Genomic DNA, 21,532 nt, shown 5'->3' with positions numbered 1-21,532 from the left:
TTATTTTATAATTGTTGAAATTGTTGTTTGAAATAATTTTTGTTTCTCTTTGATTAAGGCATTTGTTAGCTCAATATCTTTTAGATGCAGTTCTTGTAATGCTACAACTTTTTGTTGTTCTTCTAATGGTATTAAATTAAAGGTAAAGTCTGCCAACTCGTTTTTACGAATAGAAGGAATAGTACTTCCAGCACCTGACTGCTGAAAGTGCAGTAAATTTTTTGGAAGATTGAGTACTGAAACCAAATAAGCCGGAATAATTCTAGTTTTATCAGTGCGTAAAATAAAGAATATTGAAGAGGCCACGGCTTTGCCATGTTCTTCTTTATATAATGTTGCAAAAAATCGAAATCCTTTTGCTACAAAAAGAATATCCTCATTTTGTAATAGATTTTCTATTGATTTTAAGTCTTCTTCTAAAAAAGTATCATTCTCTCCAATATATAGGCCAAATTCATTGAAATGTTTGGCTTGTAAATAGGAAAGAGTACCTTTTGTGCTAGGCTTCCCATAATATCCGAACTGAATATTTGCTATATCTTTTACTTTAACTTCCATGCATTATTTTTGTAATGTTATTCGTTTACAGTACAAAGATATAAAAATAAACGAAATAAACAAATTTATTTTATTGTACAGTTATTCAAAATAAAATAATTGCTGTTTTTCTGTCACTATGACGGTTTATGTTGTATTCATTTATAAAACCTTTTCTCCATCATTTAGCTCATTCTTCCAATTACTTTTTTACTCAATAACCAGTATGCTTTTGTCTCATTTCAGCAGCAAAGGTATTTACGTGTCCTTAACGCAATAGCAAGGCCAGGCCCTTCAGGTTTGACAAAAAATCTCCACCCATCCGGGTTGTATTTTTTGTCAAAACCTTGCTATTGCTAAACACTAACCTTTTTATGCTCCCGAAACGAAACATAGCATACTCCGGCTCTTTAGACGAATAAAAAAAATGTCAGCAATGAAAAGTAAAATATTAAAAATGGATTTGATGAAACAAAACAGCACCTCCTCTCATTGCCGAATAAAATTTCAAAGAAAATTAATCACTAAAAATCGTAGGAATTATGAACATCACAGGAAGAGTGACAGCGAATGCGCAGGTACGCAACGTGTCGGACAGCAAAACAGTAGTAAACTTTTCGGTAGCCATCAACGACAGCTACAAAAACAAAGCGGGCGAGCGCATAGAGCAGACAACGTATTTCGACTGCGCCTATTGGCTTAGTCCAAAAGTAGCGCAGATACTCACTAAAGGTACGGTGGTAGAACTGACAGGCAAAGTGAGCGCAAGAGCGTGGACAGGCAGTGACGGACAACCGCACGCAGGACTGAACTTCAATACTTCGCAAATCAAACTTCACGCGGGCGGTAAAAAAGCCGAAGCGGGGCAGGCTCCATCAGGAAATAAAAATGATGATACAAAGGACGACCTACCATTTTAACAACGAGCAAGTAAATAATTTAAACAATTTAAAATTTTAAAATCATGGCACACAATATCAATTTTAACAGCGAAACAGGACGATATTCATTCTTTAGCGTAAAGGAAAAAGCGTGGCACGGACTAGGGCAAATTGTAGAGCAATACCCAACAAGCGAGGAAGCTATCAAATTTGCAGGGTTAGATTACGAAGTCGTTAAAAGTCCTCTATTTACCAAAAGTTCGGGTATTATTCAAACGGCTGACAGTATCGAGATTGGCAGTAACGAATTGGAAGTCCCTAACTATTTTGCCAATATACGCACGGATAACAACGCAGTATTGGGCGTGGTAGGCAAAGACTATCATATCGTGCAAAACCGTGAAGCATTTAATTTCTTTGATGCCATTGTAGGCGGTGGAGAGGGAATACTATATGAAACCGCAGGAGCGCTGGGTAATGGGGAACGCATATTTATCACAGCCAAACTACCCGACTATATCCGAGTTGGAAATGGCGATGATGTAACCGAAAAATACATTTTCCTGACCACTTCGCACGATGGTAGCGGAAGTATCACAGCCGCTTTTACGCCTATTCGTATCGTATGCCAAAACACGCTTAACGCTTCCTTGCGCAGTATGACTAATGTAGTGCGTATCAAACACACTTCGGGAGCAAAACAGCGTATTGAGAATGCTCACAAGATTATGGGATTGGCGAACACCCTGAGCAGTCAATTAGAGAGTATTTTCAATGAATGGGCAAAAGTAAAGGTAACAGACAAGGAAGTGAGAAAGCTTATCCAATTGGCACTTTGTCCAAATAAAGAAACTTTCGATTTACTTAAAAAAGGTGCAGAGGATGAAGTTTCCACGCTGTTTAGAAATATGGTAGACGATGCCTTTGCGTATGCCATGACAAGCGACACACAGCAGATGGATACTACCAAAGGCACATTGTTCGGGGCATATAACGCTGTTACAGGCTACTATCAGAATGTACGCAATTACAAAGACGATGAAGCCAAGTTGCAGAGCATTGTTTTAGGCGGTACTGCTCAACTCAAATCACAAAAAGCATTTGACTTGTGTACAGGCTTTGCCTTGGATGGTGCAGAAATCCTAAATTTTAATTAGATAAACAAAGGCTACCGCCTTAATCGGTGGTAGCCTACTATAAAATAACTGATATGAAAGCAAAATCAATAGACGAAGCTAAAAATATGGCTAAATCACAAAGCCTTGAAACGAAATACAAAGACGAAGCTTTATATATCATTTACTGCAATAGAACCGAATATTTCTATATAGATACCAATAGCCTTTTAAGGAATTGGGAACAGCTTATAGGCTGTTATGAGAACGGAGTTTATAACGCTGAAAACTGAACAGATAAAATGATGAAGATAACAGATTTGAACGGTTGCCCTATTGAGGTGACCAACCTGAAAGAAGCCATTAGAATGGCAGGACACTATAAGGAATATCGCCACAAGGACAAAAGTTTCTCTGAGTTTGATAAAAGGCAGAAAACCTATTGGGCAGATATGCACGAGAAACTCAGAGCCATTAAAAAACAATTACACGACAATTAAAATTTTAGAACGATGAACGCAAATTTTTTCCATCAGGTAGCACAGTTGCAGATTACAGGTGATTTACAACTCACCATAGCAAAAGGAGCAGAAAACAACCTAATCGTATCGGTTATGCTCCAAAACGGACAATGCGGAGATAACGCAAAGAACATCATACCGCCCCTTAATCTTCGGGGAACAGCCGAAGAACTTGACAACGGTTTTTTCGAAAAGATAACCACACCCATACAGACCGCTTCGGGCTTAATGGTCGATATGGAAAACTTTATGAAGCAGTTGGAAGAAACCAAAAAACAGTCGGCAATGGAAAAAGATAAAGCCGACAGGCAGAAGAAAGAACAGGAAGCCAAAGACAAAAAGTTCAAAGACGCAATGGCAAAAGCTGATGAACTTGAGAAAGAAGGAAAGCACCGTGAAGCGTGGGTAAAAGTACCCGAAATAACAGAGTTCCCTGAAAAGTCTGACGAGATACGCAGACGTAAAAGAGAACTATCCGACAAGTTTTCTGCGCCAAGTCTTTTCGGAGCTATCGAGGAAGAAAAACCCGAACCTGCAAAAGCGGAAGAAGTTACTGCCGACTACCCAACAGAAACTGCACAGGAAAACTAAATGTAATAACTTAAAAGTCATCATCATGTTATTAGCAACGCAATTGGAAAGAGTATTTATACTCAAAGATAAAGGACACGATATTATATTGACCGATCCCGAACCACGTTGGAGCGTGGAAGCAGTACTAAATTTTTACGCCAACAGGTATCCCATTTTGACAACCGCCAAAATATCTGCACCCGCCATCAAGGATGATGCAGTAGAATACCGATTTGAGAGCGTAATGGGCACTAAAGGTTAAATCTAAATTTAAAACAATGGACTATGCACAAACATATCATATCGGGAACAATCAAGCTAACCGAACAAAAAAGACAAAAGCAGTTGTACCAACAGCTCAGCGAGTTCGCCCAATGGATGCAAAAACCCAAAGATGCGAACGAGGTTCAAAAAGACAAACGCAGGTCAGTACCTGTGGAAATGTTGCCAATGGTTTTCTAAAGACTTCGTTCCTGCCAAGGCTGAAAGAAACTGAAACGGTACAGGCTTGTATGGAAACAGCAAAAATGCACAAGGATTTTTACAAGTCGCTGTCATTACTTGTAGAGCATTATAATATTGAACCTATGCAAACCAACCAATTTGACTATCCGTACAATATGGCATTGGCTATAAGGGATATGGAAGAAAAGTTAAAGCAAAGTGTTCTGAATTGGCAGGAAATACGTTTGGTGCAGGACAGTAAGAAAACGTATTTTATCAGTGAGGAAAAATACAATACAGGCACAACCCTGTATTATATACCGATTGAACCGCTGTATCAGATGCTACACGACCCCAAGCGCAAAAGAAACGCCCAACTGCTTATTTCTGTCTGCTCTTACTTATATCACATTGCGGACATTCCTTATTTCAGACAGGAAAGCAGTTATCTATATTGGATGTATGAAATGCACAAAGAATGGGTGGAGCAGGACGATGAAACTGAAGAAAATGAATCGTATAAACTTGAGTTTGAAAAAGCTGAATTCATTGGAGATTGCATAGAGCAAAAGATTTTTAACCCTATGAGCTTACAGGTATTCGGTCAGCGTTTAAACACTTTTAAAAAAAGCGATGCATTCGACCACGATTGTTGGCTGACAGCTTCCAATGCCTTTGCCCTATTTACGGAATATCCAAAGACAAGCATTTTCCGAAATGCGCCAATGAGTGAACAAGATCCTGATAAGGATGACGATAATAATGAGACTATTGGTATGGAAAAGTATATTTCCTTTATATCACACACAAAAGGATGGCTGTATGAGAACCTTGCCGAGAGCATCAACAACGAGTTTAACGAGTACGCAGAAATGCAGGAACCGACCATCTGTAAACGTTTTGACAAAAAAGGGATAACGGAAAACAGCCTTGATTTTGAGAACAGATTATTTGCCCTCTTGGAGGATATGTGCAGTTTGCTTTATAATTATAAAACACAAGAAGATGAAAAACACAATAGATATAACTGAAAGTTTTGGTACGCTGTACCATCCTAAATCCGCACTTGTTTTCTATGAAACCAAAGGAGCAGACAGCGATGTATATGTGGAGCATTTCGATATGGACAAGAACGGCACGCCTGTTAATGCTCACCCACTCACAGAACGGGAAGCAAAAGTATTGGCAAGGGCATTGGTAACAGAAAAGGACATGGACAAAGCTTTTTTAAAATCCAATGGAATACTGCCGACAAACATACTGCATATTAATCATAATATAGATAAAGGTTCGGTATTGTGGTACACCAAATCACAAAGACGACAAATGTATTTTGTGGACGGTTTGGAAATACCCAACGGAATGGCTTATGCACCGTCAATGATTTGGTATGCTAACAAAAATAGTCTTACGGTATTTGCATTGACAAGCGACCGACGACCGACAGAAAAAACACCTTTGTATTGCGCACCATTTTTCAACATCTATGAAGATGGGAAAGTATGTATGGGTTCGGTCAATATCAATATTAAAAACTCGGCTTCGGTTGAGGAATTTACCAACGGTTGGGAAGACTACTTTTTTAATTCCTATTTCAGCCATTTATTGGGAAGAAACAGCCCAATAAAAGGCAATTGTGTAAACCTTTGGAAAGACCTAATCAATTCAGATAAGTCCTTTCCTAAAGAGGTACTGAAAAAAAATAACAAAACCCTTAAAAATCTATTGTGATGAATACTGAGAAAACAAAAATACATTTTACGGATAACTACCTCATAAATCCGACTAACCCTATCACTATAAATGTAATCGGTGCAGGAGGCACGGGTTCAAAAGTACTGACCGCCTTAATGGAAATGAACCACAGCCTGATTGAACTTGGACACGCAGGGTTATCGGTTCACCTTTGGGATGATGATGTTGTCACAAGTGCCAATTTGGGCAGACAGCGTTTTGCAGAGTGCGAGGTTGGGTTGTATAAATCCGTTGCCCTGATAAACCGAGCCAATCGTTTTATGGGAACGTATTGGAAAGCGGAAACGGTGAAATTTGAGAAAGATAGTTTGGGAAGACTGCCCCAAAATGCAGAGGCAACTATCTATATTACTTGTGTGGACAATGTACAGGCGAGGTTTGGCGTTGCTGAAATACTTAAAGAATTATGCAACCGCAGAAATCATAGAGATACACCTAAATATTGGTTAGACTTTGGCAACAGCCAGCATACAGGACAGGTCATATTATCCACTATTGGAGAAATTAAGCAACCCAATTCTGAAAAGTATGAAACGGTGGCAAGCCTGCCATTTGTTACCGAAGAATTTGGGGAATTGCTACTACAGTCCGAAGAACAGGACGACACACCAAGCTGTTCCTTAGCCGAAGCCCTGGAAAAACAGGAATTGTTTATCAATTCTGCCTTGGCACAAATGGGATGTTCGCTGTTGTGGAGTTTGTTTCGTTATGGCATGACCGAGTACAGGGGATTTTTCCTTAATCTTGGAAATTTTCAGTCACAGCCCCTAAAAGTCGTCTGATCCAAAAAATCGGGCGGCAAAAAGACACTCCCTCCCAAAAGGTCGGGACAGTCTTTTTGCGTTTAAGCGGTGCAGTCATTTTAATAAAAATGCACAATGCGCCATTTTATCAAATAGACTGCGAAAATTTTATAAGGGATATGCAGTATCCCTTTTGTTATTTTAGAGGACTTCTTTTCTTTCCGTAAAAGCGGCCAAAGAAAAGAAGCAAAAGAACGCCGCAATTCGGACAGCTTTTTATAATTGTTATCCTATTTAACTGGGACTGTTTTCCAAACAGAAAAACCCTTAAAAAGATGTTCAATGTGTTCAAACTCAATAAAAGCGATCAGTTCATTTTTACACTTCCCTTTAAATCCCCTGAAACACTGAAAATTTTTGAGGGGGATATTTGCAAGTTCTCCTATGGTAGTAATCCCTAAAGCCTCGATTATAGTGAACATTCTCTTGCTGAAAGGAAAATGGGTGTCATATAGCAATTTATTCAGGTCAGTTTCAGCTTTACTTCTTCTTTTTTTAATCCGCCCTGTTTCGTATTCAAAGTCCTCTTTTAACTGCTCTAATTTCCGTTTATAGTGGTCTATATCGTTAAGCAGTTCAGTAACACAATTCACTTTTTCAAATGTCCTTTCATATAATCTACGGACACTCTCGCCAGTGACCCCGTAATTGTCACCCACCTCCTTAAGTGTCATTTTATCTATCAAAAGTTTCTGGAGTATATCATATTCCTTTTCAGAAAGTACCTTTCTGGACATTTCGATATAAAATCTATTAGTACGGTCTATCAGTGTATTAGTTGACATCATTCGTAAGATTGTAGTTAAGTGTCGTTACAAAGTATATATAGTGCCTCACATTAAATTTGTAGCGTGCTCCTGAATTAAGCCAAATCGCTGTTTCCTGCTAAGTAGCTTAAGGCAGTTTTACTTATTGTCTCGCTGAAATAATACTCTCCCTGATCCAGCTTGATTACAGCTTTTTTTAGTTTTTCAGGAGCAGAACCTTTCAGTACGTAGCCCTGGACGCCAAGGCTAAGCATTTCGATTATACTTTTCTTATTGTCAAGACTGCTGAAAACCAATATCTTGATCTCTGTGTATCTTTCTGCCATCTGCTTGACTGTCTGGTAACCATCCATAACAGGCATGCTGATATCAAGAATACAAATGTCTGGCAGTACTTCCTGCATCTGCAAACCCTCGATTGCTTCCTGACCGTTAGCAGCCTGAAGCACCACTTTAAAATTACTATATTCCAAAAAATTTTGAAGGGATATTCTAAGCCCTTCATGGTCATCAATTAAGGCAATTGTAATCTGATTCTCTTTTTCCATTATTCCTTATTTAATGTTGAACAAATTATAGAAAATAATGACCAATAATTTGTTGTCATAGGACTTTCGTCCTATATGTAGTGATTAAAGACTTTATTAATACTTCAGAGTAAAAATAAAAGGTCTTTGTAAATTACTTGTCGATAACTGAAAATATGTTCCTGCTTAGTTAAGTAGCCGTAATCGCCGTTCTATAAAAAATATGGCGCAGACCACTACACTTATCGGAACTGAGGCACTGGTATACCCGACCACGAATAAGCGAGCGCCCACGCCAATGGCATGAGCGTCCTTACTTATTTGTCTCGCGGTCTTTAAAAATTACCAGTTTTCAGTTACCGAGCCCTAAGCAAAAACACTAAATGAGTTTTCTATATTTTGTCCAAAGATAGTAACGTTTGTGAAGTTATCCAATGTTTCTTTAACAGAATCCGTTAATAACTGACAATAAAACAACTCGAAGATCTCCGGGTTGTGCTTAAAAAAATCGAAATTTTACTGTTTATATTAAACTAGTATCGTACTGTTAATCGCTACTGTTAAATTCAAAACTCAATTGTTTTTCATTCCCAAAGTTATCTGAAATCCAAACTTCAAAAGACTGGGAAACGGTGGAGTTTGAAGTGTAATACAGTCTGAACTGCTCTGTTGGTATCGAATATAAATCATTTGGCTGGTAAGGCGGTTCATTGTAATAACGTAATGTGCCCTGTCCATCAAATTGAAAGTAGCGAATAAAATAGTTCGTGCCAGTATAATGACCTGCAGGCTGTATTGTTAACCTTATTTCTACGGTATTTCCATTAGCAATGTCCTTGGGTACGGACATGACATTTACCTCAAATGGAAACTCATGCTGTATTTCCAGTTCTTCCTTATTGCAGGATAAGAGTGTGGCAGAACTTATCAGTACTGCCAGCAATACCGGCATTAATCCTATTCTCAACTTATTAAAAAATGCTGTCATCGTTTTTCGTTTTAAAAATTAAATCTTAATCCCACACCTGCGGATGGGCGGAACTGCTTCAGGTCAGTACCCCACAAAACTTTTGTACGCCCTTGCAGGACTAATACAAAATGATCGGACAGGTATGTTTCAAAAGACAGCCGTCCGCCAGCACCGTAAATGAAATTGTCTTCACTTATTATTTTCGCCCCGTCAAATAAAAGCTCTTCGCCTCGATTGATACTTTCATACCCAACTACACCTGTTATGGCTGCATTGAATGTAATGTTCTTACGGGAATCACCCAGCAGGAAGAAACTGTAGCCGCCTTCTGCGGTATAGGTCTCCTGCGGAATGCGGAGGTCTTTATATTGATAATATTGGTGTGCATACTCTAAAGCCCAAAGCTGGTAATTCCCGTTTTTACCATTTACGGTCATAGTCGTATTAATGTAATAATCATTGCCGATTTTGTCATTGGATAATACACCTGCATTTACTTCCAGTCCTTTTTGTTTAGGCAGCATACGTTGTGCGCGCGCAATTGTGATACTCATCAAAACGAGCATTACTGTATAGATATACTTTTTCATTTTCTATTGCTTAATGGATTACTAAAACTTCAGATGCATGTCGATAATTAATCGGGCTTTTATCAAATCCGAATTTTCCACCTGAAGCGTCTGATGCCTTCCACCGTTCTTCTCAAAAATCTCAATCAGCAATACCTTATCATCGGCGATGGTAAACTGGTCCAAAAGGAATACGTTTTGTTCGACTTCTTTACCGCCAATCACACCCAGTGGCTTGTAACTGCGAAGCGGCAGCATCGGTCTTTCCTGTATCACGGTACGTTTGGCTATTTTCTTATCTACCACCTTGAAGTTCATAAATTCAATCTGGAAAGGAACATTCGTGCGATTTTCCAGCTCCGTGTGGAAATAGTATTTACCGTTATGGATGTAAATTCCCTTGAGAACAAACTGAATACCGAAACTTTTTGCCCCAATATGTTTTACAAAACGTTTATCCTTTTTATAGATTGTTTCCAGTATCAAACCTGCCAGAGATGGCGAATTGTTTCCCAGCTCTTCAAATAGCACGTCCTGTCCGGCGGATTTATCCACCGCCTTTTGCATTGCCAGAAGGTTATAGCTCAAAGTAGATGGGCAGGCACTATAATAGGCGTCGAAGCTGTAAAAACGGCCCTCATCGGTAATCACCGAAAAATTTGTTTCAGGCTCAAAGTCCTTTACCGATGCTTTTACACGCAGCACATTTTCTGCGTCTTCTGCTTTTCCTGCAATTAAGTACTCACTTCCCAGATCCACGTAACGTATTGCGCTTGGGAAAATCAGATGAGAAGTCTTGTCGTAAGTAACCTGCATTTCGTACGATTCTATCCTGCCCAAGGCAAGCGAAGTTTTTGTAGTTTCCTGCGCAAAAGAGGCGGCGGAAAAGGCGATCATAAGGGCAGCTGCCCAAAAGGTTTTTAAATAATTTTTCATTGTTAATTTATTTATAGGTTGCTGTTATTTTTTAGAGACAAGAAATACCTGATAGCCAGCTTTCAGGGTGACTTTTGGCGTTTTTACTTTTTTGGAGAAATAACCTGAAATACCCTGTACAACGCCCCTGCTCAAATCTGCCGCGACCTGCTGTCCTGCCGATTGGGTCAGCATCAGGCTCGTTCCTGAATTCTGGCTCATATTGCCTGCCATCTCAGTAAAGGCATTCATTTCAGGAGAATACGGGACGTATAAACCCTGCTGACCGTCAAGGTCATAAATGGTTATGTCTACCGGAATAATATTTCCATCGAGTTCTATGGAAGTAATTTTCATCTGTAAACGACCTCCCTGAAATTTAGTAATTGCCGTTAAGAGTGTTCCCTGCGGGATGTTGCGGTTAGGGGCTTGGGCAGGTTCCAATAAACGCAGGCGCACGCCGCTCTCACCAATAATGGTCTGTGTTTCCTGTATGCAGGCTTTAACACTGTTCTTGGGTTGTGCAATCTGATGTACAGATCCCGGACTATAAAAATTCCTGTTTTTATTTGCGCTCCAATCCGCTAAAAAAGCGCTATCTGAAGGCTCTCTGTACAAAGCTGAAACGGCTTTCTTTCCTGCAGGGGCGAATGCCACAAAATATTCCTTTTGCGTACTGGCAGCAGCTGTACTGCCTTTGTTGGGGGAAGCTTCACCATTATTTGTACCTGTTGGAAGATATTTTGCAGCCATCTGATAGGACTTTTCCATAAGTGCCAGCTGGTCATCTACTGTCACGCTTTTGGGAACGTCTTTGTCAGCCAGCTTTTCTTTCAGCTCATCAAGCTGTCTGCGGAGTTCTTGCGTTTCATTATTGTCATCCTTATAAAAGGAGCCAAGCGCACTTTGAGAATTGCGGTAACTGTTTAGTGCCGGATTAGCTGACCTTCCCGGATTGTTGCCGTAACCCATGCTTTGACCTTCCTGCTCAGCGAGTGTATCCTGATTGTCTTTAGATGAACTGTCCTCATTCCAGTAATCGGAAAGCGTGGTCAGGGCATTACGTTTTTCCTGGTCTTTCTGTTCCAGCATTTCCTGCTCATATGCTTTCTGTTTGTCGGCCTGCATCCCGGCTTCGCTGGCCTGCGGGACGGCATCGTTCAGCCCGATATTTTCGATTTCCTTCTTGTCTGAAGACGGTTTAAATATCAGGTACATACATCCGAGAAAAACGATTCCCATAAGTATGAATATTACCGGTTTTTTAAGCTGTTCTTTGCTGCTCCTTTTATCATCGGGCAGATTGGATGCTCTTGATTGGTCAGCTTCTTCAACCAGAACGCTGACCCTTTTTTCATTTCCTTTCATAAGTCTTTTCTTTTAATTTTGTTGATAATGTGTCCAATTGGGAGGCAGGGCTTTCTTTTTTACTGACAGGGTTGTCAATATGCTCGATGACCATCCTGTTATCAGATTTTGCCGTGTCGTACCACACTTTTAAAATAACCACGGCGGTAAGCAGCAGGTACACTAAAAAAAGGCAGAGCGTATATCTTCGCTGTCTGTCTAAGGATAAGGCCCGCCAGCTTTTATCCTGCTTGTCAAACCACTTGTCTATATTTATTCTTATTGTTTTCATACTTTAAAGATTATGGGTTATCACATTCTAAACCCTCTTTTTCGCGGAGCAATCTCTTCTTTAGGTTTTTCTGACACTTGGGCAATTGCCTCCTTTATTGTCGGAAACGAACTTGCTGTTAGGTTTGTCAGTTTAGATTCCTTCATTAAATGCCCGTAGCGGTCTGTTCTTTTTAAGTACATTTCTGTATCCCCTAAATCGAATTTCCCGTTCTCGTATCCTACCCGCATATTGCACTCAACCTTTGGCTTGTCTTCGCCATTCCATTCGAGATAGGTAGATAAGCGGAGATAATTTGCTGATAATGGAGCATCAGTACCATTTTCCCAAGTCTCCAAAAAACCACTAAGACTATCCTTTAGTTTGCCTGGACAACTGCTCTCAGTGTGGAAATAACCGTCATATCCCTTATCTGTCAGGGTTCGTGCGAATGCGTCTAAATCAAGTAAAAGTTTCATATCCCTTAATTTTTTAGCGTTCAATGACTTCTATGTCCTTATTTTCCACCACGGAAAATTTTTCGATATTGAAGCCCTGCGGGTTATTGTCCGAGCGGACGGAGTTAACCAGAAAACAGGACGTAACAAGGTTACGTTTTGTCACATTGCTCGAACGGATGATAAACTGTTTGGCATAGGTGCGGACGGCATACGGATAATTCTCGAAATTGCAGGCCACACTGTCTATTTCAATGCGCTGCTGCACATTGCCCGATATGATACGGTTGTAATATCCTTTTTCCGAGAGGTCTTTGTAATAATCAAAGGCACTTTTATCGGCAAGATTAAATGCCCTTTTCATGTTGCTCTCAATAGCGTTTTTATCCGGAGCGAGTGTAAAGAATAGTTCATGGAAGCGCCTTACGTGTTCCCTTGCTTCCACAGGACGGTTTATAGACGCGTCCTGAGCGAGTGCCAGCATGAGTGATTTGCCATTGTCCAGCACATATATTTTTTGTCTCTGCTGTTCAGCAAAACTGTAAGATCTCCAAACGGCATATCCTGCAATGCCTGTGCAGAGCACGGCAAACACAATAGCATACAATCTTATCTGCCTGAAACTGTTTTCGATATTTCTTAGCGTTTTAAATTCCATATTCTTGAATAATTAGTTGTTTTATTTGCTCATCAGCCTTCCGCCGATATTTCCTGCTGCTGAACCGGCTCCTGCTCCGGTAACATTTCCTGCTTTCATCGCTGTCTGGTTGACATTGCGTGTAAAGTTCCCGGCTCCGCCGGCCTGGATAATCCAGCCTGTCACTGTTGGAATAGTGAAGTAACCCACAATTCCTATAATCATAAATATGATATACACGGTATTGGATGTGTCGGGAATAAATGTCGGATCAGACAGCATTTCAATGTCACGTTCGAGTATCAGAGATTGAATCCTCGCAAGCATTGAGCTAAAGAGGTCCGCTACAGGAAGCCAGAGGTAGACACTTATATATCGCGTGAACCACTGATTAAGCGTAGACTGAAAACCGTCCCACACGGAAATAGCAAAGGCAATCGGGCCAAGTATGGAAAGGACGATAAGAAAAAAGGTCCTGATGGTATCGATCACCAATGCCGCCGCCTGAAACAGTACTTCCAAAAGATTACGGAACCATTCTTTCATGGCTTTCTCAATCTTATACTCCTGACGATCCATGTACATTCCTGCCATTGTCCCAATGTCTGAAGGAGACCAGCCGAGTTCATCCAGCTTCTTGTCGAACTCTTCATCCGAAACCATATAGGCAGTTTCGGGATTTCTTACCATTGCTTCGTATTCCAATTGATCTTTTTGCTGCTGTAGTTTGTTCAGGTCAAGCACCTGGTCTTCGAGTATAGCATGTGTTCCTGTAACTATAGGGCTTAGTACCGCATTTATGGTTCCAAGGACAATCGTGGGAAAAAACATGATACACAATCCTAAGGCAAAAGGCCGCAGGAGTGGAAACATATCAATAGGTTCGGCACGGCTTAACGCCTGCCATACCTTTAATGCTACATAGAACAGCGCGCCCAGTCCAGCCAGACCTTTAGCTACTGCTGCCATATCACCTGCAAGCGGCATCATGTCATCGTAGAGCGAACGCAGGACTTCGTGAAGATTATTCCATTCCATCCTTTACCAGTATTTTTGGTTGGAGGTCCCATAGAGTTCAAGTACACGCTTAGCGTCATTTTTCTTTTTAGCCCTGAGGTAACTCACTGAAATATTCTTGCTGGTATAGTAGCGGACAAGACTGTGATACTCTTTGACTTCTTTATAAACGCGGTCGATAACGTCCATGCGCTCTTTGTCATTTAGAGAAAGATTCGATGCGGTAACTATCTGCTTGAGTTCCTTCAGAAGTTCGGTACTCTCATTGAGCAGTGCTGAATAACCGTTTCCAATAGCCGCAAGTTCCTGCGGTGTAAAATTGGGATCGTTCATCATTTTACCGAAATTGGTAACATACATTTCCGATACGTCCCCGACCAAAAGCACGGTCTGCTGCACTTTACGGGCATCTTTCACAAGGTTGCTTACGGCTTTGAGTTTGTCGTAATACTCTTTTCCCTGATTGTACACTTTCTCCACCTCCTTGAAATTTTTAACAACATTGGATACTGTAGATGAAGTCTGTACGATTTCATTAGCGCTGTTGAGGATACCTGAGGCCAGGTTCGTAGGATCTGTAACCACCCACTGGGCTTTTACTGAAGGCGCTGCGGCAAGCATAATTGCTGCATACACCATGAACATTAGTTTTTTCATTTTTCTTTAATTTAAATTATTAATTATCTATTACTGATTTGCTTTCTCGCGCCTCTGCATAGCAATATGCTTGATGGCGAGTTCCACATTGCCGTCCAATTCTGATGCGAGCTGCATCACTTCCATTTTTTCTGTTTCTTCCGTGGTATAGGCGAGATACTCCTCAAGGCTCACTTCTGTTGCATACACCGCTGAATCCGTACCACCGAGGCCTATCCATACTTCCTTGTAAAGGCGCGAAGCATCATTATTCATATTGATAGAAAGTACCTGTGCCTTTTCCTTGTCGGTTAGACCGAGCATCGCCTGAATGTCATCGAACTTGTTCATGTACTTGCGCTGGTCGAGCAGGATTTTGCAGTCGGAGTTGTTGATGATACTTTCTTTTACAATAGGAGATTGGATGATATCATCCACTTCCTGCGTAACGACTATTGCCTCGCCAAAGAATTTCCTGACCGTCTTAAAAAGATACTTTATGTATTCCGCCATTCCTTCCTTGGCAATGGCTTTCCAGGCCTCTTCAATGAGGATGAGCTTGCGGATACCTTTGAGCCTTCTCATCTTGTTGATAAAGACCTCCATAATGATGATGGTCACGATGGGAAAAAGAATTTTGTGGTCTTTAATGGCATCAATCTCAAAAACGATGAATCGCTTGGAAAGCAGGTCTAACTGCTTATCGGAATTGAGCAGGTAATCATACTCTCCGCCTTTGTAATAAGGTTCCAGAACATTGAGGAAATTGGCAATATCAAAATCTTTTTCCCTAACTTGTTTTTCCTGAAGTACCCGGCGGTAATCGCCCTGAACATATTCATAAAAGCCATTGAAAGACGGATATACCTCATCATGCTTAATGCGTTCGATATAGCCGCTGACGGCATTGGACAAAGCCACTTCTTCAGATCTTGTGGGCGCCTCGTCATCCCGTTTCCAAAGGGTAAGAATGAGCGTTTTGACACTTTCCCTTTTTTCAATATCGAATACGCCATCATCTGTGTAGAAAGGGTTAAAGGCAATGGGATTGTCCTCTGTATAGGTAAAATATACCCCGTCTTCTCCTTTGGTTTTGCCTTTTATCAGCTCACATAGTCCCTGATAGGAATTACCTGTATCGACCAGCAACACGTGTGCGCCCTGCTCGTAATATTGCCTTACCATATGGTTAGTGAAAAAAGATTTACCGCTTCCTGACGGACCCAAAATAAATTTGTTTCGGTTGGTGATAATCCCACGCTTCATCGGCAAATCAGAAATATCAAGATGGATGGGTTTGCCTGTTAGCCTGTCTGCCATCTTGATGCCGAACGGTGATGGCGAATTGTGGTAATTCGTTTCTTCAGTGAAGAAACACAAAGCCGGCTCAATGAATGTGTAAAAGCTTTCCTCGCTTGGAAAATCGCCTGCATTGCCCGGCATTCCAGCCCAGTACAGCGTGGCCACATCGGTGGTATTGTGCCGCGGCTTGCATTCCATTAGCGCCAGTGCACTCCCGCTATCATTTTTTAGCTGTTTGAGTTCCGCCGGATCATCCGACCATGCCATAATGTTGAAGTGTGCCCTGATGGAAGAAAGACCGAATGAATGTGCTTCGTTCAGGTATTTTTCTATCCACTCTTTGTTGATTTGGTTGGCACGGCTGTAGCGAGCCAAAGAGTGCATATTTCTCGCTGATTTTTCAAACTTCTGAAGGCTCTCTTCGCTGTTATCCAAAAACAGGTATTGGTTGTAAATGTGATTGCAGCTCAGCAAGAGTCCAACAGGTGCAGCAAATGACAGCCTGCAGTCGCTTCGGTCTGTAGAAAGTTTTTCATAACGGGTATCTGCCGAGACGGTTCCGGGCAGGTCATCCGTATCGGACAAGGTATGCAGGCACAACCTTTTGTTTCCGATACGAACCTCTTCAGCGCCCAATACAATATCCTGCATCGGTGTCGCTGCTTCTCTGGAAAGCGTTAGGTATTGTTCCAGTAATCCCTGCTTTTCATCTGTACCAACAATGTCTTGTTCGCTCAGGCGGTTCAACTTGATAAGTCCGCTGTCGTTAATAATACGCTCAAACTGTGCGACGGCTTCCATAAAACGATGGGTCGCTTCCTTGTCCCTGATTTCCCTTGGTATGAGTGAACCTTTGCATAGCGAAGAGAAATTGCTCTGCATTCGCATCCTTTCCTTAGTGGTCTTGGTCAGGAAAAGGTAACAGTAATGGTTCAGGAATGGACGCTCATTAAAATGACGCTGGTAGGATTTAGCCAGAAAGCTCTGGTCATCCTTTGCCAAATCAGGGGCGTAGTTTTCCTTGATATACCAATCCTGTTTGTGGATTACCGTAAAATCAGGCAAAGTCTTGATAGCCTTGTGCCAGGCAGAATGAATAGCTTCATATTCCGCAGATGCAACTGTAAAAAGTTCCGGTAAACGCACTTCAAAGCAGGCGGTAATGTCCGCGTCCTTTGACAGGATGCAGTTATTCTCTACCGCCAGTAATGGAAACCTGCTTTCCAATGTTGTGGTCTTTGCTGAATTTCTCATACGGCATTGGATTTAGGGGTAAACCTCAGATAGCGGTGTACAGGCTTGCGACAGATGATGTAGCGGGGATGCCTTTTCTTTGCACCCACTTTCATGAGTCCGTGCTCACCGTATTTTTTATTCAGGGAGAAAGTCTGCCATACAATAAGAGAAGCACCGCCAGCTCCAAGAAACAGGCAGATGAAGGAGTTAACTCCCGCCATGTATAGTATCATGACCAGGATAAGAGTTCCGAGCAGTCCGCCGGCAAAAATGAAAAGGTATTGTGCTTTCAGCCCCTTGAACTCCACGGTTCTCCCAATGCCCTTGTTGATGTTATATTTACTCATAAGACTATGGGATTAAAGGAAGAATGAGCGCAGGATGGTTGCAGCTACTATTAGGAAGATACAGGCACCGAACCAACTTGCTGCGGTTTTGCTTGTATCGGGATCGCCGCTGCTGAATTTGTTATATACCTTAACACCTCCGATAAGGCCTACCACGGCTCCGATGGCATAAATGAGCTGCGTGGCGGGATCAAAATACGAGGTTACCATCTGCGTGGCTTCATTGATACCCGCCGTACCATTTCCCTGTGCCAGCGCACCGAAACCTGTCAGCATTGCCACTGCTGCCAACAGGATTTTTTTTGTTTGTTTTTCCATGATTAAAAACTTTAATTGTTTCTGATTTCCCACACTTTGCGGGTGTTCAGTACAAAGATGTTATGGAAATCAAGGCGCCATAACAATATGGCAGTCAATGGAATTACTTGGCTAACTTTGGCATTATTGCAGATGTTTAAGTATAAAAAAACGCCAGACTTCTTTACTGTCTGGCGTTCTGTTCTCGGAGTTCCGATTTATATTTTTCGTCCTTTAGGTTTGCTTATATCCGGTTGTGCAAGCTGCTGTTTTACGTTGGCCTTTTGGTGGTTCTTTTCGGTTTTGAGGTTGCTTTCAATCAAATCAGGAAGAAAGGTTTTTTTCCACGGAATAGGCTTCGTCGTAAACTTTAATTTCAAACCGTGCTTTGCAAGTCCTTGCGTAAGTTCAAATCCGTGTTGCCTGTTCCATCCAATTCTGTCAAGCAATCTTTCAGAGGGAAACTGCACAGCTATTAAATCTTTGGGAAGCTCTTTGATATTCTGATAGTCGGGCTCCTGGAATTCGTGGGTGTTAGGATTATAAGGTATGGTATAGGTTCTTTTGTCTTCATCGTAGTAGTTTTCGATATCCGAGAGCACAATACCTTTAGAAAGGAAATCATCTTTTGGTCGGAGCATATCCATTCGGATATCAACGTAGAATGTATGTCCTGCAATATCCACCGTTGGCAGTATTCCTTTGTTTACACGCATATCAAAAGTTTTTTGATCTACCAATAATTCAAAATCAGATTTAGCCTTAACCTCTTCTGGTGTATAATTATATCGAACAGCCATTCCTTGCGGATCAAGTGCCACAAATTCAGAAATCTTAACTGTTATACATTCACGGTCAAACATAGAAGGAAGATTTTTATTTTTCAGGCTGTAGTCAAAAGTATAACCATCTCCGACATCACGCATATTTTCAAATGCAATGATATTTGTCGGGTCAGCCTTTTCCCTGAGTTCAAGTTTGGATACATCTACAATAAAGTCGGTACCTTCAATATTTATGACTGGCAGCTCTCTTTCCATGATATTCTGTGTTTTTTATTAAACAATAAAGGGGAGTATTGCCCTTTCAAACAAACTCCCCAATATCAAAATCACCCAAATCATTTTTCCGCAAAGTGGAAGAACCGGAATCATTTTCACCGAGACTGCTATCCAATAGCATGGCTATTTTTCTTGAAGCACCCTCTATGGAATTTTCCAGCAGGCTGAATAATTCAGTACCCTGTAATTTTTGAACTATTGCAATTGCCGTTTCTTTTTGGGCTTGCTCCAATTTTTCTTTTTGGAGTAACACCCCTACGGAGCTTAGTTCATCATAGGTAACCCCTTGGGCAAGACTGTCATCACCTGTGGATATTCCATACCTGTTCCATTCTTCTTCTTCCTCTTCAAAATCAGGAATATTACTGAAAACTTCGTCCAGCTCTTCCTGCGGAATTTGAACACCTACGTTTTCATTTTTGTCGTATTCAATGTCTAAATTATCTGGATTTATCTCTGTTTCCTCGATTTGTCTTTCATTGGCACGGTTTGGCACTGAAAGGCTTCTTACAGGCTTGGGCTGCCCCATAATATCAGGCAGCTCTGGGTTAACTTTTTCTTGTTTCGGCTGCTGTTGCCCCGACCTTTTTTTGATGACAATCTTGTCCTGCAAAAGCAGGGCAATGACTATCAGCAGGCATATCGCAATTACAATTTCCATAGCTTATAAAATGGGTTTAAAACGTTCGTTGAAATAATCAGTAATATCATCCCCAAACTCCTTAAAGTGATGTTCAAGGATGTTGTCAATATATGAGTAAAGTGTTGTCTTTTCTTCCCTTGTTAATTGCACAATGCGGATTAATCTTTCATGGTATTCGGGACGTATGTAAACAACCTTTCCGTTACGGCCTGAAGGAAACCGATTGACCAGAAATATCTCATCGTAATCCGCCTTCTTTGAAGAAACAGTGCGGACTTTCTCTTTTGGTTTTGGTTCTTTCTGTATTTCTTTTTGCTGATTAGCTTCGGGTACATTAGAAGACTTATTACCACTCATGATGTTCATGATTAACTCTTCATCAACAGCAGGTTTATCAAAGTCTTTTCTTCTTTTATCTATGGACATCCTTAAGTGTTTTAGAGATTAACAATTTTTAAAAACTCCTCGATAAACAAATCCATTCTAGTTGCTTTCATAAGCTGTGGTTCGGCAGGTAGCAAACTTGACCGAAATACACTGTTGAGTGTATCATCCGTTTCTTTCCTAAAACGTTTACTATCCATTATTTTTGAGGTCATTACAAATAAATCAAGGTCATTAATAACACTTTGATAAGCCTCGTATATTCCTGTCTTTTCTCGACCATCTACCTGGTTCCAAAACATCCACATTTTTTGATCCTTATTACTCTCATCTGTTTCGGGTAAACCAAGGAATGCTTTAGTAAAGCTCAATGTACTTTCCATAACTAGACGGTCAGCACTGATTGGAGAAAAAATAAAATCCATTCTTCTTAAGGTAGTAAGCACACCTTTTGTATTGGCTGTACCAGGAAGGTCAAAAAAAATTATATCAGGCTCTATCGCAGATTCATTTACGTATTCCAAAGCCTTTGACAAGGCATCCTCCGCTTTGCAACTGATAATCGGATATGCCTTTTTATTGATACTTTGATACAACTTCATTGCAGCTCTTTTATGGTAGTTATTTTGCATAATCGTTTTCAAATCTCTTTCTCTCATATTGGCTAAACTGTGTTGCGGAAAATCACAATCCATTACAATTACATTAAATCCTAAACGATAGTGCAATACACTTGAAAGTAGTGCAGTCATAGTAGATTTTCCAACACCGCCCTTAGGCGTCGAAAAACTGATTTTTAAGGTTTTCATTTTTGTTTCCATTTTTTAAATATTTATTGTTACACATTTTATTTGTTTGGTAGGTTTGAATATTGGTGTATTTGAATAGTACCTACTTTCCGGAAACCTGTATTCCCTTTTTGAAAATTTCCTTGATTGTTGTTTGCTTTTATTACAGTTTGGTGAGTTATAATTTTTAGCAAATGGTAAGCGTTGCAATCGGTAAACTACTTTACCACTTTTATGCTTTTACATTTTTAAAGTTTTACGCTTTTAAAACCTTATGCTTTTATTCCAAAATATCTGTATCCAAATACTCCTTTCTTATTTACCTGTACACATTTTTTATAACCTGTATTAAAACCATAAAGCAAATAAAGCGATTGAATTAGCTCCTTATTGTTGTGTGGTAGTGTTTGGCAATCAAAGGCAGAGTTTGTCTAGTGATTACATTACAATATTCGTACAGACAGATCTTTACTTTGTAAAATGATTTTTATTAACAGATTTATGCGAAGCATCTTGACAGAATGGAAACTAAACAGAACGGCATCGAGCCGTTTTTCCCTGTTACACTTAATCCGTCCCGAAGGGCGGATTTTTGTGTTCAACGGAACACGGCATCCTAAGTTATATCCAAATAAAAAATGAAAAATATTATGATGAACCAAAAAAATATTGAAACAAGCGTTTGTGAGACGAAATTAAAGGGCATAAGAAGTCAATCGGAAGATTATTGT

The 21,532-nt window shown here is 40.5% G+C and carries 28 protein-coding genes; 9 read left to right on the top strand and 19 right to left on the bottom strand.

Going from position 1 to position 21,532, the window contains the following annotated elements; all coding sequences use genetic code 11:
• On the bottom strand, window positions 1-558 hold the full coding sequence (locus tag ACN1CN_RS16535; RefSeq protein ID WP_419136426.1) for a restriction endonuclease subunit S: 558 nt from the start codon (window positions 556-558) through the stop codon (window positions 1-3).
• Window positions 559-1,079: 521 nt separating this feature from the next.
• Between ACN1CN_RS16535 and ACN1CN_RS16530 the strand changes: the two genes are divergently transcribed.
• Genes ACN1CN_RS16530 through ACN1CN_RS16490 form a run of 9 tightly spaced genes read left to right on the top strand, consistent with a single transcriptional unit; the run spans window position 1,080 to window position 6,608 of the window.
• Window positions 1,080-1,457, top strand: coding sequence for a single-stranded DNA-binding protein (locus ACN1CN_RS16530; protein ID WP_419136425.1), 378 nt, complete (start codon window positions 1,080-1,082; stop codon window positions 1,455-1,457).
• A gap of 44 nt (window positions 1,458-1,501) precedes the next feature.
• Window positions 1,502-2,575 (top strand): DUF932 domain-containing protein, encoded by a 1,074-nt coding sequence (locus ACN1CN_RS16525; protein WP_419136424.1) that lies wholly within the window; start codon window positions 1,502-1,504, stop codon window positions 2,573-2,575.
• A gap of 53 nt (window positions 2,576-2,628) precedes the next feature.
• Entirely contained in the window at window positions 2,629-2,826 is a 198-nt protein-coding gene (locus ACN1CN_RS16520; protein ID WP_419136423.1) for a DNA-binding protein, read from the top strand.
• A gap of 9 nt (window positions 2,827-2,835) precedes the next feature.
• Window positions 2,836-3,033: a hypothetical protein gene (locus ACN1CN_RS16515; RefSeq protein ID WP_419136422.1), complete on the top strand. Its 198-nt coding sequence runs from the start codon at window positions 2,836-2,838 to the stop codon at window positions 3,031-3,033.
• A gap of 12 nt (window positions 3,034-3,045) precedes the next feature.
• Complete coding sequence (locus ACN1CN_RS16510; RefSeq protein WP_419136421.1) at window positions 3,046-3,645, top strand: PRTRC system protein E; 600 nt, start codon at window positions 3,046-3,048, stop codon at window positions 3,643-3,645.
• A gap of 25 nt (window positions 3,646-3,670) precedes the next feature.
• A complete protein-coding gene (locus ACN1CN_RS16505; protein ID WP_089478534.1) occupies window positions 3,671-3,889 on the top strand; it encodes a PRTRC system protein C in 219 nt (72 codons plus the stop codon).
• 16 nt (window positions 3,890-3,905) lie between these two features.
• Window positions 3,906-5,102: a hypothetical protein gene (locus ACN1CN_RS16500; RefSeq protein ID WP_419136420.1), complete on the top strand. Its 1,197-nt coding sequence runs from the start codon at window positions 3,906-3,908 to the stop codon at window positions 5,100-5,102.
• Entirely contained in the window at window positions 5,077-5,802 is a 726-nt protein-coding gene (locus ACN1CN_RS16495) for a PRTRC system protein B (protein ID WP_419136419.1), read from the top strand. The genes ACN1CN_RS16500 and ACN1CN_RS16495 overlap by 26 nt, the downstream gene beginning before the upstream one ends.
• A complete protein-coding gene (locus ACN1CN_RS16490) occupies window positions 5,802-6,608 on the top strand; it encodes a PRTRC system ThiF family protein (protein WP_419136526.1) in 807 nt (268 codons plus the stop codon). Before ACN1CN_RS16495 ends, ACN1CN_RS16490 begins: the two co-directional genes overlap by 1 nt.
• Window positions 6,609-6,859: 251 nt before the next feature.
• Here the strand turns inward: ACN1CN_RS16490 and ACN1CN_RS16485 are convergent, their stop codons facing one another.
• The 18 genes from ACN1CN_RS16485 to ACN1CN_RS16400 form a co-directional block, all read right to left on the bottom strand.
• Window positions 6,860-7,366 carry a sigma factor-like helix-turn-helix DNA-binding protein gene (locus ACN1CN_RS16485; RefSeq protein ID WP_419136418.1) on the bottom strand — a complete coding sequence of 169 codons (507 nt, stop codon included), beginning with the start codon at window positions 7,364-7,366 and terminating at the stop codon, window positions 6,860-6,862.
• A gap of 125 nt (window positions 7,367-7,491) precedes the next feature.
• Window positions 7,492-7,944 carry a response regulator gene (locus ACN1CN_RS16480; RefSeq protein WP_419136417.1) on the bottom strand — a complete coding sequence of 151 codons (453 nt, stop codon included), beginning with the start codon at window positions 7,942-7,944 and terminating at the stop codon, window positions 7,492-7,494.
• 526 nt (window positions 7,945-8,470) lie between these two features.
• Window positions 8,471-8,911 carry a DUF3872 domain-containing protein gene (locus ACN1CN_RS16475; protein WP_419136416.1) on the bottom strand — a complete coding sequence of 147 codons (441 nt, stop codon included), beginning with the start codon at window positions 8,909-8,911 and terminating at the stop codon, window positions 8,471-8,473.
• Between the two features lie 11 nt (window positions 8,912-8,922).
• Entirely contained in the window at window positions 8,923-9,483 is a 561-nt protein-coding gene (locus tag ACN1CN_RS16470) for a conjugal transfer protein TraO (protein ID WP_419136415.1), read from the bottom strand.
• Between the two features lie 21 nt (window positions 9,484-9,504).
• Window positions 9,505-10,398, bottom strand: coding sequence for a conjugative transposon protein TraN (gene traN, locus ACN1CN_RS16465; protein WP_419136414.1), 894 nt, complete (start codon window positions 10,396-10,398; stop codon window positions 9,505-9,507).
• A 24-nt stretch (window positions 10,399-10,422) separates the two neighbouring features.
• Window positions 10,423-11,745 (bottom strand): conjugative transposon protein TraM, encoded by a 1,323-nt coding sequence (gene traM, locus ACN1CN_RS16460; protein WP_419136413.1) that lies wholly within the window; start codon window positions 11,743-11,745, stop codon window positions 10,423-10,425.
• Window positions 11,732-12,016, bottom strand: a complete 285-nt coding sequence (locus ACN1CN_RS16455) for a nitrogen regulatory IIA protein (protein ID WP_419136412.1) — start codon at window positions 12,014-12,016, stop codon at window positions 11,732-11,734. The genes traM and ACN1CN_RS16455 overlap by 14 nt, the downstream gene beginning before the upstream one ends.
• Window positions 12,017-12,036: 20 nt before the next feature.
• Window positions 12,037-12,474, bottom strand: coding sequence for a hypothetical protein (locus ACN1CN_RS16450; protein ID WP_419136411.1), 438 nt, complete (start codon window positions 12,472-12,474; stop codon window positions 12,037-12,039).
• 13 nt (window positions 12,475-12,487) lie between these two features.
• On the bottom strand, window positions 12,488-13,111 hold the full coding sequence (traK, locus tag ACN1CN_RS16445) for a conjugative transposon protein TraK (RefSeq protein ID WP_035649976.1): 624 nt from the start codon (window positions 13,109-13,111) through the stop codon (window positions 12,488-12,490).
• Window positions 13,112-13,132: 21 nt separating this feature from the next.
• Window positions 13,133-14,128 (bottom strand): conjugative transposon protein TraJ, encoded by a 996-nt coding sequence (gene traJ / locus ACN1CN_RS16440; RefSeq protein ID WP_419136410.1) that lies wholly within the window; start codon window positions 14,126-14,128, stop codon window positions 13,133-13,135.
• Between the two features lie 3 nt (window positions 14,129-14,131).
• Window positions 14,132-14,764, bottom strand: a complete 633-nt coding sequence (locus tag ACN1CN_RS16435; protein ID WP_277011883.1) for a DUF4141 domain-containing protein — start codon at window positions 14,762-14,764, stop codon at window positions 14,132-14,134.
• 30 nt (window positions 14,765-14,794) lie between these two features.
• On the bottom strand, window positions 14,795-17,299 hold the full coding sequence (locus ACN1CN_RS16430) for a TraG family conjugative transposon ATPase (RefSeq protein WP_419136409.1): 2,505 nt from the start codon (window positions 17,297-17,299) through the stop codon (window positions 14,795-14,797).
• The gene (locus ACN1CN_RS16425) at window positions 17,296-17,628 is read right to left on the bottom strand and encodes a DUF4133 domain-containing protein (RefSeq protein ID WP_419136408.1); all 333 of its coding nucleotides are present in this window, start codon (window positions 17,626-17,628) and stop codon (window positions 17,296-17,298) included. Before ACN1CN_RS16425 ends, ACN1CN_RS16430 begins: the two co-directional genes overlap by 4 nt.
• Before the next feature lie 12 nt (window positions 17,629-17,640).
• Window positions 17,641-17,946, bottom strand: coding sequence for a DUF4134 domain-containing protein (locus ACN1CN_RS16420; protein ID WP_026726961.1), 306 nt, complete (start codon window positions 17,944-17,946; stop codon window positions 17,641-17,643).
• A gap of 197 nt (window positions 17,947-18,143) precedes the next feature.
• Window positions 18,144-18,965, bottom strand: a complete 822-nt coding sequence (locus tag ACN1CN_RS16415; RefSeq protein WP_419136407.1) for a hypothetical protein — start codon at window positions 18,963-18,965, stop codon at window positions 18,144-18,146.
• A 46-nt stretch (window positions 18,966-19,011) separates the two neighbouring features.
• Window positions 19,012-19,647, bottom strand: a complete 636-nt coding sequence (locus ACN1CN_RS16410; protein WP_419136406.1) for a conjugal transfer protein TraD — start codon at window positions 19,645-19,647, stop codon at window positions 19,012-19,014.
• Window positions 19,648-19,650: 3 nt separating this feature from the next.
• Window positions 19,651-20,055: a DUF3408 domain-containing protein gene (locus tag ACN1CN_RS16405; RefSeq protein ID WP_419136405.1), complete on the bottom strand. Its 405-nt coding sequence runs from the start codon at window positions 20,053-20,055 to the stop codon at window positions 19,651-19,653.
• Between the two features lie 11 nt (window positions 20,056-20,066).
• A complete protein-coding gene (locus ACN1CN_RS16400) occupies window positions 20,067-20,834 on the bottom strand; it encodes a ParA family protein (protein WP_419136404.1) in 768 nt (255 codons plus the stop codon).
• Between the last annotated feature and the right edge of the window lie 698 nt (window positions 20,835-21,532).

The sequence above is a fragment of the Flavobacterium sp. T12S277 genome, from assembly GCF_048514875.1.
Classification (GTDB): Bacteria; Bacteroidota; Bacteroidia; order Flavobacteriales; family Flavobacteriaceae; genus Flavobacterium.
Note: the sequence above shows the minus strand (reverse complement) of the source record. Positions and strands in the feature narration are given on the sequence as shown.

Coding starts and splice junctions, on each gene's coding strand:
- ACN1CN_RS16535 (WP_419136426.1), bottom strand. CDS start 558: ATGGAAGTTAAAGTAAAAGATATAGCAAATATTCAGTTCGGATATTAT.
- ACN1CN_RS16530 (WP_419136425.1), top strand. CDS start 1,080: ATGAACATCACAGGAAGAGTGACAGCGAATGCGCAGGTACGCAACGTG.
- ACN1CN_RS16525 (WP_419136424.1), top strand. CDS start 1,502: ATGGCACACAATATCAATTTTAACAGCGAAACAGGACGATATTCATTC.
- ACN1CN_RS16520 (WP_419136423.1), top strand. CDS start 2,629: ATGAAAGCAAAATCAATAGACGAAGCTAAAAATATGGCTAAATCACAA.
- ACN1CN_RS16515 (WP_419136422.1), top strand. CDS start 2,836: ATGATGAAGATAACAGATTTGAACGGTTGCCCTATTGAGGTGACCAAC.
- ACN1CN_RS16510 (WP_419136421.1), top strand. CDS start 3,046: ATGAACGCAAATTTTTTCCATCAGGTAGCACAGTTGCAGATTACAGGT.
- ACN1CN_RS16505 (WP_089478534.1), top strand. CDS start 3,671: ATGTTATTAGCAACGCAATTGGAAAGAGTATTTATACTCAAAGATAAA.
- ACN1CN_RS16500 (WP_419136420.1), top strand. CDS start 3,906: ATGGACTATGCACAAACATATCATATCGGGAACAATCAAGCTAACCGA.
- ACN1CN_RS16495 (WP_419136419.1), top strand. CDS start 5,077: ATGAAAAACACAATAGATATAACTGAAAGTTTTGGTACGCTGTACCAT.
- ACN1CN_RS16490 (WP_419136526.1), top strand. CDS start 5,802: ATGAATACTGAGAAAACAAAAATACATTTTACGGATAACTACCTCATA.
- ACN1CN_RS16485 (WP_419136418.1), bottom strand. CDS start 7,366: ATGTCCAGAAAGGTACTTTCTGAAAAGGAATATGATATACTCCAGAAA.
- ACN1CN_RS16480 (WP_419136417.1), bottom strand. CDS start 7,944: ATGGAAAAAGAGAATCAGATTACAATTGCCTTAATTGATGACCATGAA.
- ACN1CN_RS16475 (WP_419136416.1), bottom strand. CDS start 8,911: ATGACAGCATTTTTTAATAAGTTGAGAATAGGATTAATGCCGGTATTG.
- ACN1CN_RS16470 (WP_419136415.1), bottom strand. CDS start 9,483: ATGAAAAAGTATATCTATACAGTAATGCTCGTTTTGATGAGTATCACA.
- traN (WP_419136414.1), bottom strand. CDS start 10,398: ATGAAAAATTATTTAAAAACCTTTTGGGCAGCTGCCCTTATGATCGCC.
- traM (WP_419136413.1), bottom strand. CDS start 11,745: ATGAAAGGAAATGAAAAAAGGGTCAGCGTTCTGGTTGAAGAAGCTGAC.
- ACN1CN_RS16455 (WP_419136412.1), bottom strand. CDS start 12,016: ATGAAAACAATAAGAATAAATATAGACAAGTGGTTTGACAAGCAGGAT.
- ACN1CN_RS16450 (WP_419136411.1), bottom strand. CDS start 12,474: ATGAAACTTTTACTTGATTTAGACGCATTCGCACGAACCCTGACAGAT.
- traK (WP_035649976.1), bottom strand. CDS start 13,111: ATGGAATTTAAAACGCTAAGAAATATCGAAAACAGTTTCAGGCAGATA.
- traJ (WP_419136410.1), bottom strand. CDS start 14,128: ATGGAATGGAATAATCTTCACGAAGTCCTGCGTTCGCTCTACGATGAC.
- ACN1CN_RS16435 (WP_277011883.1), bottom strand. CDS start 14,764: ATGAAAAAACTAATGTTCATGGTGTATGCAGCAATTATGCTTGCCGCA.
- ACN1CN_RS16430 (WP_419136409.1), bottom strand. CDS start 17,299: ATGAGAAATTCAGCAAAGACCACAACATTGGAAAGCAGGTTTCCATTA.
- ACN1CN_RS16425 (WP_419136408.1), bottom strand. CDS start 17,628: ATGAGTAAATATAACATCAACAAGGGCATTGGGAGAACCGTGGAGTTC.
- ACN1CN_RS16420 (WP_026726961.1), bottom strand. CDS start 17,946: ATGGAAAAACAAACAAAAAAAATCCTGTTGGCAGCAGTGGCAATGCTG.
- ACN1CN_RS16415 (WP_419136407.1), bottom strand. CDS start 18,965: ATGGAAAGAGAGCTGCCAGTCATAAATATTGAAGGTACCGACTTTATT.
- ACN1CN_RS16410 (WP_419136406.1), bottom strand. CDS start 19,647: ATGGAAATTGTAATTGCGATATGCCTGCTGATAGTCATTGCCCTGCTT.
- ACN1CN_RS16405 (WP_419136405.1), bottom strand. CDS start 20,055: ATGTCCATAGATAAAAGAAGAAAAGACTTTGATAAACCTGCTGTTGAT.
- ACN1CN_RS16400 (WP_419136404.1), bottom strand. CDS start 20,834: ATGGAAACAAAAATGAAAACCTTAAAAATCAGTTTTTCGACGCCTAAG.